The organism is Rathayibacter sp. AY1D9, from assembly GCF_002932395.1.
Classification (GTDB): domain Bacteria; phylum Actinomycetota; class Actinomycetes; order Actinomycetales; family Microbacteriaceae; genus Rathayibacter.
In genome coordinates this window covers 45816-60110 of sequence record NZ_PSVQ01000002.1, presented here as the reverse complement: position 1 = coordinate 60110, position 14295 = coordinate 45816, and the positions used below count along the sequence as shown (strand labels likewise).

Genomic DNA, 14295 nt, shown 5'->3' with positions numbered 1-14295 from the left:
GGACCGCCCGCGGCAGCGATCGGAGGCTCCGCGGGACCCACCGGTATCGTGGTCGCGTGACCCCGCAGAGCAGTGACCAGAGCTTCGACGACGACCTCCGACTCGCCCTCCGCCTGGCGGACGCGGCCGATGCGATCTCGCGGGAGCGGTTCGGCGCGCTCGACCTCGTCGTGGACACGAAGCTCGACCGCACCCCGGTCACCGACGCCGACCGCGCCGTCGAGGAGGCGATCCGCGCGCTGCTCGCCGCCGAGCGTCCGGACGACGCGATCCTCGGCGAGGAGTTCGGCACCTCGGGCGAGGCCTCGCGGCAGTGGATCCTCGACCCGATCGACGGCACCGCCCACTTCCTCCGCGGCGTCCCGATCTGGGCGACCCTGATCGCGCTCGCGGTCGACGGCGTCCCCGTCGTCGGAGTCGTCTCCGCTCCCGCTCTCGGCACGCGCTGGTGGGCGGCTGAGGGCTCCGGCGCCTGGGCCGTCGAGCTGGAGGCCGGGGCCGAGCCGCGACCGCTGCGCGTCTCGGGGATCGACACGCTCGCCTCGGCGACCTTCAGCTACAACAGCATCCAGCAGTGGAAGGGCGCGGGCCGTCTCCCGCAGCTGCTCGAGCTCGCCGGCGCCGTCTGGCGCGACCGGGCGTACGGGGACGCGTGGCCCTACATGCTCGTCGCCGAGGGCCTCCTCGACGGTGCGGGCGAGTTCGACGTGAAGCCCTACGACCTGGCGGCCCTGGTGCCGATCGTGCAGGAGGCGGGCGGCCGCTTCACCTCCGCCGACGGGGAGGACGGGCCGTGGCACGGCAGCGCCGTCGCCACCAACGGCCTGCTGCACGACGAGGTGCTCGCGATCGTGGCGCCGCGATGAGGAGCCGGACGGCCGCGCTCGCCTCGGCGGCGCTCCTCCTGCTCCTCTCGGGCTGCTCCTCCGTCGTCGGGCCGGACGGCCCGGAGGCCGTGCGTGACGAGGGCGGCACGGTGGCGACCGCCGGCGTCACCGACGTGTTCTCGCTGCGGCGCGGCGACTGCCTGGCCGACCCGGGCGACGACCGCATCGCCGACGTGGACGTCGTCCCGTGCGCCGAGGAGCACGCACTGGAGGTCTTCCACACGTTCGCGCAGCCCGGAGACCGCTACTCCAGCCGCAACACGCTGCTCGCCCAGGCCGAGGCGGGCTGCGAGCCGGAGTTCGGCGCCGTGATGGGGATCGCCTACGGCGACTCCGCCCTCGAGTACCGCTCGCTCGTCCCCTCCGAGGTCGGCTGGCGCCACGGGGACCGCACGATCGTCTGCGCGGTCCTCGATCCGGCCGACGACTCCACCACCGGCAGCCTCTTCGGCTCCGCTCGCTGACCACGGCTCCGATCGACCCCCGTTCGGCTCATTGACACGCGCTCCGTCGGAGCGCAGGGTGAAGGGACGAACGGCAGGCGCGAGGGGGCGCGGAGACCGGCGGCTCAGGAGTCGACATGCAGGACCGGCACGACCAGGAACCCCCCGAGCGCTCGCGCACGGCCGAGCAGCACTGGGGACCGGCGGACAGCCTGTTCCCGAGGCTCCACCGGCAGAGCTCCCTGCTCGCCGCGGCGGAGGCGGTCGCGCAGGTCGACGGGCCCGGCCCGGGCGACGTCTGGTCGCGGCTCCTGCACGACTACGCCCACGCCTCCGACCGCGTCGTCTCGGTGGACGGCGACGACGAGGCCGCCACGCTCGGCTGGCTGAAGCCGCGCGGTGTGGTCTCGCTGCTGGTCACCGAGCGGTGCGACGACGACGACGCCGCCGAGCACCTGGTGGCCGCGCTCGCCGCGATGAACGCCGTGACCCTCTCCGTGCACGAGGCGCGAGCAGCACGGCTCCGTCCCCTGCTGGACGTGCTGCACCGGCTCCTGCCCGACGCGTTCGCCGAGCTGCCGGTGGACCGCAGCGCCCACTACCCGGCCGGCACCGCCGTCGCCGTGCTGGCGCCGGGCGTGCTCTACCGGGGCTGGGCCCCGCCGCAGGCTCTCGCCGGCCCGGCGCACGACGACGACAGGCTGGCGATGCTCACCCTCTACGGGCGGATCAGACAGCTCGACGTGCGACCGTCGTGAGGCCGGCGGAGCGGAGCTCCCAGTGTGCGACGACGACCGGTGGTGGAGATGGGGGGAATCGAACCCCCGTCCATCGCTGTGATTCTGCGCCTTCTACGGGTGTAGCCGATGAGAGCGTTCTGCTCGGCCCCGACCGTTACCATCGGCGCATCGGTCGACGGGCCCAGCCCGAGTGCAAGTCCCGCGTCGCCCTCAGGCGTAACGACGCAGCAAGTCCTCTAGATGACGCCAGGATCCGGGGCGAGGACGCACCCACGGGCTGACGGACTATCTACTCTGGCTTAGGCAGCGAGAGCGAAGTCGGTGCGCTTCTGTTCGGCACCTGTGTTTTCCAGGGATCGTTGACGAGATGACCCTGGATCCTCGACCCGCTTCTCGCAGTTTCGCAGGCAATGTCGAAACCGATCATCCCCGCGAGCACTCGACGGCCCGGAGGCCGCTGGAGTGGGTCGTTCGTCGCACACTGTGGAGTTACGGGTCCTAGTCTACCTCAGCTCCGCGGGCGGTCACCCGGCGGCGGCGCAGATCGAGCAGACCCAGCACGAGCGCGAGCGCGATCAGCCCGAGGGTGACGAAGTAGCCGTTGCGGAAGGCGTCGTGGTAGCGGTCCAGCCCCTCCGCCATCCCCTGCTCGCTCGCCAGCGTCGCGAAGAAGACGGCGGAGGCGCAGGCGGTGCCGACCGCGGTGCCCACGCGCTGGCCGAGCTGGCCCACGGAGCCCGCCACGCCGCCCTGCGCCGGCGGGATCTCGGCGAGGGTGAGCGTCTGGTTCGGCGACACGACGAAGCCGCCGCCGGCCCCGGCGACGAGCATCGCGGCACCCATGCCGTAGGCCGCGGTCTCGGCCGGGAGGAGCTCGGCGGCGAGCAGCACGAGCGTGAAGCCGATGACCACGAGCACGATGCCGAGCACCACCAGTGCGCGGCCGTAGCGCTGCACGAGCTTGCCGCCGTACCAGGCGGTCACCGCCGAGGTCAGCGCGAACGGGATGCTCACCATGCCGGCGAACACCGGCTCGAGGCCGAGCCCCTGCTGGAGGAAGAGCGTGGTGAGGAGGAAGGTCGCCGGGATCGCGGCGAAGTAGGAGGTCGCGACCAGGATGCCGTTGCGGTAGGAGCTGGTCCGGAAGATGCGGAAGTCGATGACGGGCGTCCGCCCCGACGCGGCGTAGTGCGCCTCCCAGCGCACGAAGACGGCGGCGGCGGCCGCGGCGAGGACCAGCCAGAACCAGCGGTAGGGCGAGTCCGAGGAGGAGCCCGTGGTCAGCAGGAACGGCAGCATGAACGCGAAGATCGCGACCGCCAGCAGGAGCAGGCCGACCGGGTCGAGGGACCGGTCTCCCTCGGGCCGCGAGCGCTTCTTCGGGATGAGCTTCCAGGCGAAGACCAGCGCGGCGACGCCCAGCGGGATGTTCATCCAGAACAGCAGGCGCCAGCCGTCCTGCTCGCCGCCGATCGCGATCAGGAGGCCGCCGAGGGTCGGGCCGAAGGCGGTCGACAGGCCGATGGTCGCGCCGAAGACCCCGAAGGCCCGGGCCCGCTCGGCGCCGGTGAACATCTGCTGCACCAGCCCGAGGACCTGGGGCATCTGGATTCCCGCGGCGACGCCCTGCAGGAAGCGCGCGACGACGAGCAGCTCGATCGACGGCGCGAGCGCGCAGAGCAGGCTCGTCACCGTGAACGCAGTCAGCCCGATGAGGAACAGCAGGCGGCGCGAGCGGATGTCGCCCAGCCGACCGGCCGGCACGAGCGCCAGTCCGAAGGCGAGCGCGTAGCCCGCGACGATCAGCTGCAGCTGGCTCGCGTCCGCTCCGAGCGAGCGCTCGATCGACGGCAGGCCGACGTTGACCTTCGAGAGGTCGAGGATCGTGATGGCCGCGACTCCGACGCTCACCGCGAAGGCGCGCCACCGCGTCTTCTCGTCGGCGGCGCTCAGGGCGGCGGGGGCGCTGTTCTCGGGGGAGGTCACGCGCCCCAGTCTCCCAAAGCACGGGGCGCGAAGAAGAGGCTTGCGCGGCACCCGTCGGACAGTGCCCGCCGGGGCCTACTCGCCGAGGCGGCGGCGGGTCGACATCGCACGGTCCGCCTCGCGGCGGTCCTGGCGCTCTCGGAGGACCTGGCGCTTGTCGTAGTCCTTCTTGCCCTTGGCCACGGCAAGCTCGACCTTGGCCTTGCCGTCGCTGAAGTACAGCGAGAGCGGGATCAGCGTGTACCCGCCCTCCTTCACCTTGTTGTGGATCTTGAGGATCTGCGCCTTGTGCAGCAGCAGCTTGCGCTTGCGGCGCGGCGGGTGGTTCGTCCAGGTGCCCTGGGCCCACTCGTTGATGTGGACGGCGTCGAGCCACGCCTCTCCCCCGTCGACGAACGCGTAGCCGTCGACCAGCGAGGCTCGGCCGGCCCGGAGGGACTTCACCTCGGTGCCGGTGAGCACGAGGCCCGCCTCGTAGGTGTCCTCGATGAGGTAGTCGTGGCGCGCCTTGCGGTTGGTCGCGACGACCTTCTGTCCCTGTTCTCTGGGCACGGCTGCTCCTCGGGTCGCGAGCGGATGAAGGGGGCGGGCATCGTCGGGGCGATGCACCGGTGGGCCGCCCCGAACGGGACAGCCCACCAGTATACGTCCGGTCCGGGATCAGACCCGCAGGTACCGCGCGATCGCGACGTTCGCCGAGACGGCGGCCAGGACGATGCCGACCACGATCAGGATCGGCACGACGATCAGAGCGTCGTCGAGTCCCACGAAGGAGGTCAGCGGGATCCGGTACGCCAGGAACCCCTGCACGAAGACCTGCACGATGGCGACCACCGCGACTCCCGCGAGGATCGAGCCGACCAGCGCGGCGAAGACCCCCTCGAGGATGAACGGGGTCTGGATGAACCTGTTCGAGGCCCCCACGAGCCGCATGATGCCCAGCTCCCGTCTCCGCGAGAACGCCGAGAGGCGGATCGTGGTGGCGATGAGCAGCACGGCCGCGACGAGCATCAGGACGGCGATGCCGATGGCCGTGTAGCTCGCCGCGTTGAGGATCGAGAAGATCTGGTCGAGGTACTGCCGCTGGTCGGTGACGCTCTCGACTCCCGAGACGCTCGACAGGCTCTCCACGATGACGTCCGACTGGGTCGGGTCCTTCAGGTTGATCCAGAAGGTCTGGTTGAGCAGGTCGGGAGTGACGTACTCGGCGACCGGGTTGCCCGCGAACTGCTCCTGGAAGTTCGCGTAGGCCTGGTCGTGGTCCTCGAAGTAGGAGCGGTCGATGTACGGCGCGAGCGTGGCGCCCTCGAGCTGGCCCTGCACCGCGTCGATCTGCTCGGCGGTGGCGTCGGAGCCGCTGCAGTTCGAGCCGCCGGAGGTGGCGGTGCACATGTACACCGCGACCTGCGCCTTGTCGTACCAGAAGTTCTTCATCTGGCCGATCTGCATCTGGAGCAGGATCGCCGTGCCGACGAAGGTGAGGGAGATGAAGGTCACCAGGATCACCGAGACGACCATGGAGACGTTGCGCCGGAGGCCGCTGGCGACCTCCGACCAGATCAGTGCGAATCTCACTTGACGGGTCCTACGTTCTGCTGGTCGTCGCCGGTCTCGTCGCCCTCGCCCGCGTGGGCGCGGAGGCCGAGGCGTGCGGCGAGCGACTCCTCGGGCAGGGCTCCGGTGTCGGCGGGGAGGAAGATCGGACCGGTCTGGCTCTGCAGCTCGACGACGCGCGGGGCGGCGGCGGGCCCGGCGGCCGGCTCCGGCTCGCGCTCCGGCTCGACGGCGGCGGAGCGGCGGCCCTCGGGGACGCGGGGCTGGGCGGCGGTCTGCGAGAGGCGGGCCGGCTCGGGCGGCGGGGCCGGGGCCTCCTGGCGCAGGTCGATCTCGGGGACCTCGGCGGGCGCGAGCTCGCTGTCGATGATCGCCGGGGGCGCGGGCTGCTCGGCGACAGCGTGGTCGTCGGCCGCCACGACCACGACGCCGTCGTGGACGACGGTGATGCTCTCGGTCTGGCCGTAGCCGCCCTGGCTCTCGTCGCGGACGATGCTGCCTGCCGAGAGCTCGATGACGCGGCGCTTCATCTGGTCGACGATGCCGGCCTCGTGGGTCGCCATGATCACGGTCGTGCCGCCCGCGTTGATCCGCTCGAGCAGCGCCATGATGCCGGCGCTCGTGGTCGGGTCGAGGTTGCCCGTGGGCTCGTCGGCCAGCAGGACGGCCGGCTTGTTGACGACGGCGCGGGCGATCGCCACGCGCTGCTGCTCGCCGCCGGAGAGCTCGTGGGGCAGGCGCGACGCCTTGCCCGCGAGGCCCACCATCTTGAGCGTGTCCGGGACGGCCTCCTGGATGTAGCCCTTCGACTTGCCGATCACCTGGAGGCTGAACGCGACGTTGTCGAAGACCGACTTGTTCGGCAGCAGCCGGAAGTCCTGGAACACGACGCCCATGTTGCGGCGGAAGTACGGGACCTTGCGGCTCGAGATCTTGCCGAGGTTCTGCCCGAGCACGTGGATCGACCCGGAGGAGGGGCGCTCCTCCTTGAGGATCAGGCGGAGGCAGCTCGACTTGCCGGAGCCGGAGGCGCCGACGAGGAAGACGAACTCGCCCCGGAGGATCTCGAGATCGATGGCGTTGAGGGCGGGTCTCGTGCCGCCCCGATACTGCTTGGAGACGTTGTCGAAGCGAATCATGTCGGTACGAGGGTAAGCGACGATCCCGAAGAGTCCGCCGAGGGGGCGCGCGGCGCGTCGGTGGGGACGCGCCCGAGCCGCGCTAGGAGGACTTCCGCCAGCGGATCCCGGCGGCGATGAAGCCGTCCAGATCGCCGTCGAACACGTGCGAGGGGTTGCCGACCTCGTGGTCGGTGCGCAGGTCCTTCACCATCTGGTACGGAGCGAGGACGTAGCTGCGCATCTGGTCGCCCCAGCTCGCGGTGATGGTGCCGGCGAGCTCCTTCTTGGTGGCCGCCTCCTGCTCCTTCTGCAGCAGCAGGAGCCGCGACTGGAGCACGCGCATCGCCGCGGCGCGGTTCTGGATCTGGCTCTTCTCGTTCTGCATCGACACGACGGTGCCGGTGGGCAGGTGGGTGAGGCGCACCGCGGAGTCGGTGGTGTTCACCGACTGGCCGCCGGGGCCGGAGGAGCGGAAGACGTCCACGCGGATGTCGTTGTCCGGGATCTCGATCGCCCCGGCCTCCTCCATCAGCGGGATGACCTCGACCGCGGCGAAGGAGGTCTGGCGCTTGCCCGCGGCGCCGAAGGGGCTCATCCGCACGAGGCGGTGGGTTCCGGCCTCGACCGAGAGCGTGCCGAAGGCGTAGGGGGCGTCGATCTGGAAGGTGGCCGACTTGATGCCCGCCTCCTCCGCGTAGCTGGCGTCCATGACGGTCGCCGCGTACTTGTGCTTCTCGGCCCAGCGGAGGTACATGCGCATGAGCATCTCGGCGAAGTCGGAGGCGTCGACGCCGCCCGCTCCCGCGCGGATGGTGACCACGGCGGGGCGGTCGTCGTACTCGCCGTCGAGCAGGGTCTGCACCTCGAGCTCGCCCATGACCTTCTGGAGGGAGGAGAGCTCGGCGATCGCCTCCTGCTCGGACTCGGCGTCCTCGGCCTCGTTCGCCATCTCGACGAGCACCTCGAGGTCGTCCAGGCGCCGGTCGATCGCGGTGATCCGCGCGAGCTCGGACTGGCGGTGGCTGAGGGCGCTGGTCACCTTCTGCGCGTTGGCCGTGTCGTCCCACAGGTCGGGGGCGCCGGCCTGCTCGCTGAGCTCGGCGATCTTCGAGCGGAGGCCGTCCACGTCGATGACGGCGCGGATGTCGGCGAAGGTGGAGCGGAGAGCAGTGATCTGCTCGGTGAAGTCGTTGTCCAGCATGGTGCGTCCAGACTACCGGGGGCCGGGGGCCGCCCTCCGGCCCGGGCGTACCCTGGGGACGGTGACCAGCACCGCTCCGCGCCCCTTCCCCGTCGGGCCGCTGCTGCTGTCGACCTTCCTCCCCACCCTCCTCTTCTCCATCGGCGAGGGGGCGATCATCCCCCTCCTGCCGGCCGCGGCCGGCGACCTCGGCGCGACGCTGGCTCTGGCGGGCCTCGTGGCCGGGATGATCATGATCGGCGAGCTGGCGGGCGACATCCCCAGCGGCTGGATCGTCTCGCGGATCGGCGAGCGCGGCGCCATGCTCGGAGCCTCGGCCGCGTCGATCCTCGGGCTCGTGGTGTGCCTGCTCTCGACGTCGTGGGTCGGGCTGACGATCGGCGTCTTCGTGATCGGCCTCGCGACCGCGGTCTTCGCGCTGGCGCGCCACGCGTTCATGACGTCGTTCGTCCCGATCACGCACCGCGCCCGCGCGCTCAGCGCCCTCGCCGGGGCGTTCCGCGCGGGCTGGCTGATCGGCCCGTTCCTGGCGGCCGGGGTGGTGCACCTCACCGGCTCCGTCGAGTCCGTCTTCTGGGTGCACATCGTCTGCTGCGTGGCGGCGGTCGTGGTCCTGCTGCTCGTGCCCGACCCCGCGACGGTGCTGCGGCGGGCGCAGGCCGCGGCCGACCGCGCCGCTCCGGAGGACGTGGTCGCCGCGGAGGCGTCGGCGACCGTCCTGGAGTCGCCGCAGTCGCTGCTCGGGACGCTGCGCGAGCACCGCGGGGTCCTCGCTCGGATGGGGACCGGCGCCGCCGTGATCGGGGCGCTGCGGGCGAGCCGGACGCTGATCCTCCCCCTCTGGGCGGTGAGCATCGGGCTCGCCGAGACCGACACCGCGATCATCATCGGCATCGCCGGCGCGCTCGACTTCGCCCTCTTCTACGCCGGCGGCCAGCTGATGGACCGCTTCGGCCGGGGCGCCACCGCGATCCCCTCGATGATCGGCCTCGGGCTCGGCCACCTCGCCCTCGCCGCCTCGGTGCTCGCCCTCGATCCGGTGCCCTGGTTCGTCGCCGTGGCCTGCGTGCTCGCGGCCGCGAACGGCATCGGCTCCGGGATCCTGATGACCATCGGCGCCGATCTCGCGCCCCCGGCCGATCCGGCCCCGTTCCTCGGCGCGTTCCGCTTCACCGGTGACGCGGGCAACGCCGCCGCCCCGATCGTCGTGTCGGCACTCACCGCCCTGGTCTCCCTCCCCTTCGCCGCCGTCGTGATGGGGGTGCTCGGTCTGGGCGGAGCGGGGGCGCTCGCCCGCTGGATTCCGCGGTACCTCCCCCGGGCGGCCTCCCGCGGCTGAGGCGCGGGGCCCTCCTCCTACACTGGAGCCCGCACGCGGGAGTGGTGGAATGGCAGACACGCAGGATTTAGGTTCCTGTGCCGAGAGGCGTGAGGGTTCGAGTCCCTCCTTCCGCACGGGATCGGCCGGTACGCTGAGCGCGCTCGCGTGACCGCCGACCGGCCACCGGCCCCCGTCGACTGGAGATCCGTTGAATCACGCCGCCCTCGTCCCCTGGCTCGATCCGGAGACGATCCTGACCTCGTTCGGCCCCTGGGGCGTGCTCGTGGTCTGCCTCATCGTGTTCGCCGAGACCGGACTGCTGATCGGCTTCCTCTTCCCGGGCGACACGCTGCTGATCATCACGGGCCTGCTGGCGCACGAGAACGCGTCGAACGGCGGCCTCGGCATCCCGATCTGGCTCATCTGCCTGGCTGTCGGGTTCTCGGCCTTCGTCGGCGGCGAGGTCGGCTACCTGATCGGGCATAAGGCCGGCCCGCGCATCTTCGAGCGCAAGGAGTCCGGCTTCTTCAGCATCGAGAATGTGAAGCGGACCAACGCGTTCTTCGAGCGCTTCGGCGGCCTCGCCGTGATCCTCGCGCGCTTCGTGCCGATCGTCCGCACCTTCGCGCCGATCGCGGCCGGCGTGGCCCACATGAACTACCGCAAGTACAGCCTCTACAACCTCATCGGCGCCCTGATCTGGGGCAGCGGGGTCACCCTGATCGGGTGGCTGCTCGCCTTCATCCCGCCGGTCGCCGACTTCGTCTCGCACTACATCGACGTGATCCTGATCGGCGCGGTCGTGCTCGCGCTGGTGCCGACGCTGTTCCACTTCTTCCAGCAGCAGCGCAAGGCGAAGCTCGCCGCCGACCCCGAGACCGACGCGACCGAGTCGGCCGCCTACGTGCTCGACGCCGACACCCTGGACGACAAGCACCCGAAGTCCTGACCTCCGCCTCCGCGAGACGCCACTCCGGCACGCCGCACGCCGACAGGCGTGCACCGGAGTGGCATCCCGCGGTGGGAACCCGCCGGGGTCAGAGCCGGGCGGACAGGGCGGCGAGCTCGGCGCGCAGCGCGGTGAAGGCGCGGGCGCGGTGGCTCCGAGCGTTCTTCTGCTCGGGAGCGAGCTCGGCCGCCGTGAGCGCCCCGGCCTCGGGGACGAACACCGGGTCGTAGCCGTGGCCGTTCGCACCGCGCGGCGCCGTCGCGATCGCGCCGTCCCAGCGGCCCTCGACCACCGTCTCCTGCCCGCCGGGGAGCACGGAGTCCGGCACCACGAGGGCGATGGTGCAGCTGAAGTGCGCACCGCGGTGCTCCGCCTTCACGTCGTGCAGCTGCGCCAGGAGGAGCTCGAGGTTGGCCGTCGCGTCGTGCGCGCGTCCCGACCAGCGGGCCGAGAAGATGCCCGGCGCGCCGCCGAGGACGTCGACGCAGATCCCGGAGTCGTCCGCGAGCGCCACGAGGCCGGTGTGCGCCGCCGCCGCGCGCGCCTTGATCAGCGCGTTCTCGGCGAAGCTCACGCCGTCCTCGACGGGCTCGGGTCCGTCGTAGGCGCGGACGCCGACTCCGGGGAGCGCGCCGGCCAGCATGGCGCGGAACTCCTCCACCTTGCCCGCGTTGTGAGTGGCGAGGACGAGGTCCAAGCTCACGCTCCGGGCTCCGCGGCGAGCGCTTCGGCCTGGATGCGGGCGAGGTCGGAGGCACCGGCGACCGCGAGGTCGAGCAGGGCGTCGAGCTCGCGGCGGTCGAACGGGGCCCCCTCGGCGGTGCCCTGCACCTCGACGAACAGGCCGCGTCCGGTGACGACGACGTTCATGTCGGTCTCGGCGCGCACGTCCTCGACGTAGGCCAGGTCGAGCATCGGCACGCCGTCGATGATGCCGACGGACACCGCCGAGAGGCTGTCGATCAGCGGCTGCGCCTTCTGCCCCACGTACTTCTTGCCGCGCGCCCACTCGATCGCGTCGGCCATCGCCACGTAGGCGCCGGTGATCGCCGCGGTGCGGGTGCCGCCGTCGGCCTGGAGGACGTCGCAGTCGATCACGAGGGTGTTCTCGCCGAGCGCCTTCGTGTCGACCACCGCGCGCAGGCTCCGGCCGATCAGCCGCGAGATCTCGTGCGTGCGCCCGCCGACCTTCCCCTTGACCGACTCGCGGTCCATGCGGGAGTTGGTGGATCGGGGCAGCATCGCGTACTCGGCGGTGACCCAGCCCTTGCCCTTGCCCTGCAGCCAGCGCGGCACGCCGTTCGTGAAGGAGGCGGTGCAGAGCACCCTGGTGTTCCCGAACGAGACGAGCGCGGAGCCCTCCGCCTGGGTGCTCCAGCCGCGCTCGATCGTCACGGTGCGCAGCTCGTCGGGCGCCCGCCCGTCCTTGCGCGCGGCCTTCGATGCGGTGCTGTCGGTCACTCGGGTCTCCCTCGATCGTGCGGGAGCGCGGCCCGGTCGAGCTCGCGCAGGTTGATGGTGCCGGTCTCGACGAGGTCGACGCTCGAGACCTCCGGACCGAGGAAGCGGCGGGCGAGGCGGACGAAGTCGCTCGAGCCCGTCTCCTCCCACCGGTAGGTCGGAGGAGCGGCGGAGGTGCGCTGCAGGCCGTGCGCCACGAGGGTCCGGTAGACGTCGAGCGCGGTCTCCTCGGCGCTCGAGACGAGGCGGACGTCCGGCCCCATCACGTACGCGATGGCACCGCGCAGCAGCGGGTAGTGCGTGCAGCCGAGGACGAGCGTGTCGACCCCCGCGGCCTTGAGCGGCGCGAGGTACTCCTCCGCCACCGCGAGCAGCTCGTCGCTCCAGGTGACGCCCGCCTCGACGAACTCGACGAAGCGCGGGCAGGCGGCGGTGAACAGCTGCAGGTCGGGCGCGGCGACGAAGGCGTCGTCGTAGGCGCGGGAGCGGATCGTCCCGACCGTGCCGATCACGCCGACGCGGCGGTTGCGCGTGTCGCGGACAGCGCTGCGGACGGCGGGCTGGATGACCTCGATCACCGGGATGCCGCGGCCGAGCGTGTAGCGCTCGCGGGCGTCGCGCATCATCGCGGCCGAGGCGGTGTTGCAGGCGATGACGAGCAGCTTGGCGCCCTGGTCGACCAGCGTGTCGAGGGTGTCGAGGGCGTAGGCGCGGACGTCGGCGAGCGGCTTGGGACCGTAGGGCGAGTGCGCGGTGTCGCCGAGGTAGACGATCGACTCGTTCTGCAGCTGGTCGATCACGGAGCGGGCGACGGTGAGCCCGCCGACCCCGGAGTCGAAGATGCCCAGCGGTGCGTCCGTCACGGAGGAACAGCCTACCCGCGCCCTGCGGCCCGGTCCCGGCCGCACGCCGTTCCCGGGCCCGGCGGCGTGCGCAAGCCCCGGCACCCGCGCCTGGGCCGCGCGGGGGCGGCCGTGGAACACTGAGCGGATGGACTCCACGGCCTTCCTCACCGACCGGTACGAGCTCACGATGGTCGAGGGCGCCCTCGGCAGCGGCACCGCCGACCGCCGCTGCATGTTCGAGGTGTTCGCCCGGAGCCTCCCGCCCGGACGCCGCTACGGCGTGCTCGCGGGCACCGGCCGGCTCCTCGAGCTGATCTCGCGGTTCCGCTTCGGCGACGACGAGCTGTCCTGGCTCCGCGGGAACCGCGTCGTCGACTCCCGCACGCTGGACTGGCTCGCCGACTACCGCTTCCGGGGCGACGTCTGGGGCTACCGCGAGGGCGAGGTCTACCTCCCGGGCTCCCCCGTGCTCATCGTCGAGGCGCCCTTCGCCGACGGCGTGCTGCTGGAGACCCTGGTGCTCAGCGTCCTCAACCACGACAGCGCCGTGGCGAGCGCCGCCGCGCGGATGGTCTCGGCCGCCGACGGGCGACCGCTCGCCGAGATGGGTTCGCGCCGCGCCGGTGAGCGGTCCGCCGTCGCGGCCGCTCGCGCCGCCTACATCGCCGGATTCGGCGCCTCCTCGAACCTGGAGGCGGGCCGCAGCTTCGGCGTGCCCACGATGGGCACCTCCGCGCACTCCTTCACGCTCCTCCACGACTCGGAGGAGGAGGCCTTCCGCGCGCAGGTCGCCGCGCTCGGCCCCGGCACGACCCTCCTGGTGGACACCTACGACGTGACGGCCGCCGTCGACCTGGCGGTCCGCGTCGCCGGCACCGGCCTCGGCGCCGTGCGCATCGACTCCGGCGACCTCCCCCAGCAGGTGGCCGCCGTCCGGCAGCAGCTGGACGCGCTCGGCGCGACCGGCACGCGCATCACCGTCACCAACGACCTCGACGAGTACGGGATCGCCGCGCTCGCGGCCTCACCGGTCGACTCCTACGGCGTCGGCACCTCGGTGGCGACGGGCTCGGGCCACCCGACCGCGGGCATGGTCTACAAGCTGGTCGCGCACGAGGACGACGCGGGCGAATGGGTCGCGGTGGCGAAGAAGTCGGTCTCGAAGGCGTCGATCGGCGGGCGGAAGGCCGCCGGCCGTCTGCTCTCCGACGACGGGGTCGCCGAGGCCGAGGTCGTGCACGTGGGCGCCGGCCCCGAGGGCGCCGTCGGCGAGGACGAGCGGGCGCTGCTCGTCCCCCTGATCGAGGACGGGACGATCCGTCCCGAGCACCTCGGCATCGAGGGAGTGGCGGCAGCCCGCGCGCACCACGCGAACGCGGTCCTCGAGCTGCCGATCGACGCGCTCCGGCTCGGCCGCGGCGAGCCCGTCATCCCGACCCGCTACGAGTGAGCGGGGCGGGAGCTCACTTCATCTTCGCGTAGATCTCCTTGCAGGCCGGGCACACCGGGAACTTCTCCGGGTCGCGGCCCGGGAGCCACTTCTTGCCGCAGAGCGCGCGGACCGGCTTGCCGGTGATGGCGCTCTCGAGGATCTTGTCCTTCGGCACGTAGTGGGAGAAGCGCTCGTGGTCGCCCGGCTCGATGGACTCCTGGTTGAGGAGCTCCTCGAGCTCGCGGTCGAGCGTGGCGGTTCCTCCGCCTCCCTCGAGGGGGTCGGTGCTGCTGTTCTGGACGCGCGGAATCATGCCGACGATCCTACGCGCGGAGCCCGGGCCCGCGGCCGTGCG

Annotated in this window: 15 protein-coding genes, 1 tRNA gene and 1 other RNA gene; 7 read left to right on the top strand and 10 right to left on the bottom strand. The window is 72.0% G+C overall.

Going from position 1 to position 14295, the window contains the following annotated elements; translation table 11 throughout:
• The first annotated feature begins 56 nt into the window (after window positions 1-56).
• The 3 genes from C5C50_RS01870 (at window position 57) to C5C50_RS01860 (ending at window position 2088) form a co-directional block, all read left to right on the top strand.
• Window positions 57-866, top strand: coding sequence for an inositol monophosphatase family protein (locus tag C5C50_RS01870; protein ID WP_104233205.1), 810 nt, complete (start codon window positions 57-59; stop codon window positions 864-866).
• Window positions 863-1351, top strand: coding sequence for a septum formation family protein (locus tag C5C50_RS01865; RefSeq protein WP_104223555.1), 489 nt, complete (start codon window positions 863-865; stop codon window positions 1349-1351). Before C5C50_RS01870 ends, C5C50_RS01865 begins: the two co-directional genes overlap by 4 nt.
• Before the next feature lie 116 nt (window positions 1352-1467).
• The gene (locus C5C50_RS01860) at window positions 1468-2088 is read left to right on the top strand and encodes a hypothetical protein (protein WP_104272724.1); all 621 of its coding nucleotides are present in this window, start codon (window positions 1468-1470) and stop codon (window positions 2086-2088) included.
• Between the two features lie 40 nt (window positions 2089-2128).
• On the opposite strand, the gene ssrA is transcribed toward C5C50_RS01860, so the two are convergent.
• The 6 genes from ssrA to prfB form a co-directional block, all read right to left on the bottom strand.
• Window positions 2129-2501, bottom strand: a transfer-messenger RNA (tmRNA) gene (gene ssrA, locus C5C50_RS01855).
• Between the two features lie 67 nt (window positions 2502-2568).
• Window positions 2569-4056, bottom strand: a complete 1488-nt coding sequence (locus C5C50_RS01850) for an MFS transporter (protein WP_104223557.1) — start codon at window positions 4054-4056, stop codon at window positions 2569-2571.
• Window positions 4057-4131: 75 nt separating this feature from the next.
• Window positions 4132-4608, bottom strand: coding sequence for an SsrA-binding protein SmpB (gene smpB / locus C5C50_RS01845; RefSeq protein WP_104223558.1), 477 nt, complete (start codon window positions 4606-4608; stop codon window positions 4132-4134).
• A 108-nt stretch (window positions 4609-4716) separates the two neighbouring features.
• Window positions 4717-5631, bottom strand: a complete 915-nt coding sequence (gene ftsX / locus C5C50_RS01840) for a permease-like cell division protein FtsX (protein ID WP_104223559.1) — start codon at window positions 5629-5631, stop codon at window positions 4717-4719.
• The gene (gene ftsE / locus C5C50_RS01835; RefSeq protein WP_104226968.1) at window positions 5628-6749 is read right to left on the bottom strand and encodes a cell division ATP-binding protein FtsE; all 1122 of its coding nucleotides are present in this window, start codon (window positions 6747-6749) and stop codon (window positions 5628-5630) included. Before ftsE ends, ftsX begins: the two co-directional genes overlap by 4 nt.
• Before the next feature lie 82 nt (window positions 6750-6831).
• Window positions 6832-7932 carry a peptide chain release factor 2 gene (gene prfB / locus C5C50_RS01830; protein WP_104226967.1) on the bottom strand — a complete coding sequence of 367 codons (1101 nt, stop codon included), beginning with the start codon at window positions 7930-7932 and terminating at the stop codon, window positions 6832-6834.
• Between the two features lie 61 nt (window positions 7933-7993).
• On the opposite strand from prfB, the gene C5C50_RS01825 reads away from it, so the two are divergent.
• The 3 genes from C5C50_RS01825 (at window position 7994) to C5C50_RS01815 (ending at window position 10202) form a co-directional block, all read left to right on the top strand.
• The gene (locus tag C5C50_RS01825) at window positions 7994-9271 is read left to right on the top strand and encodes an MFS transporter (RefSeq protein WP_258067604.1); all 1278 of its coding nucleotides are present in this window, start codon (window positions 7994-7996) and stop codon (window positions 9269-9271) included.
• Window positions 9272-9306: 35 nt separating this feature from the next.
• Window positions 9307-9387 (top strand) — tRNA-Leu (locus tag C5C50_RS01820).
• A 74-nt stretch (window positions 9388-9461) separates the two neighbouring features.
• Window positions 9462-10202 carry a DedA family protein gene (locus tag C5C50_RS01815; RefSeq protein ID WP_104272722.1) on the top strand — a complete coding sequence of 247 codons (741 nt, stop codon included), beginning with the start codon at window positions 9462-9464 and terminating at the stop codon, window positions 10200-10202.
• Between the two features lie 88 nt (window positions 10203-10290).
• Here the strand turns inward: C5C50_RS01815 and rdgB are convergent, their stop codons facing one another.
• Genes rdgB through murI form a run of 3 tightly spaced genes read right to left on the bottom strand, consistent with a single transcriptional unit; the run spans window position 10291 to window position 12526 of the window.
• The gene (rdgB, locus tag C5C50_RS01810) at window positions 10291-10905 is read right to left on the bottom strand and encodes an RdgB/HAM1 family non-canonical purine NTP pyrophosphatase (protein WP_104223564.1); all 615 of its coding nucleotides are present in this window, start codon (window positions 10903-10905) and stop codon (window positions 10291-10293) included.
• The gene (rph, locus tag C5C50_RS01805; protein ID WP_104233199.1) at window positions 10902-11663 is read right to left on the bottom strand and encodes a ribonuclease PH; all 762 of its coding nucleotides are present in this window, start codon (window positions 11661-11663) and stop codon (window positions 10902-10904) included. The genes rdgB and rph overlap by 4 nt, the downstream gene beginning before the upstream one ends.
• Window positions 11660-12526 (bottom strand): glutamate racemase, encoded by an 867-nt coding sequence (gene murI, locus C5C50_RS01800; RefSeq protein ID WP_104223566.1) that lies wholly within the window; start codon window positions 12524-12526, stop codon window positions 11660-11662. Before murI ends, rph begins: the two co-directional genes overlap by 4 nt.
• A gap of 127 nt (window positions 12527-12653) precedes the next feature.
• Between murI and C5C50_RS01795 the strand changes: the two genes are divergently transcribed.
• Window positions 12654-13958: a nicotinate phosphoribosyltransferase gene (locus tag C5C50_RS01795; RefSeq protein WP_104261189.1), complete on the top strand. Its 1305-nt coding sequence runs from the start codon at window positions 12654-12656 to the stop codon at window positions 13956-13958.
• Between the two features lie 13 nt (window positions 13959-13971).
• Here C5C50_RS01795 and C5C50_RS01790 read toward each other — a convergent pair whose 3' ends face one another.
• Window positions 13972-14253 carry a DUF3039 domain-containing protein gene (locus tag C5C50_RS01790; RefSeq protein WP_104223568.1) on the bottom strand — a complete coding sequence of 94 codons (282 nt, stop codon included), beginning with the start codon at window positions 14251-14253 and terminating at the stop codon, window positions 13972-13974.
• Between the last annotated feature and the right edge of the window lie 42 nt (window positions 14254-14295).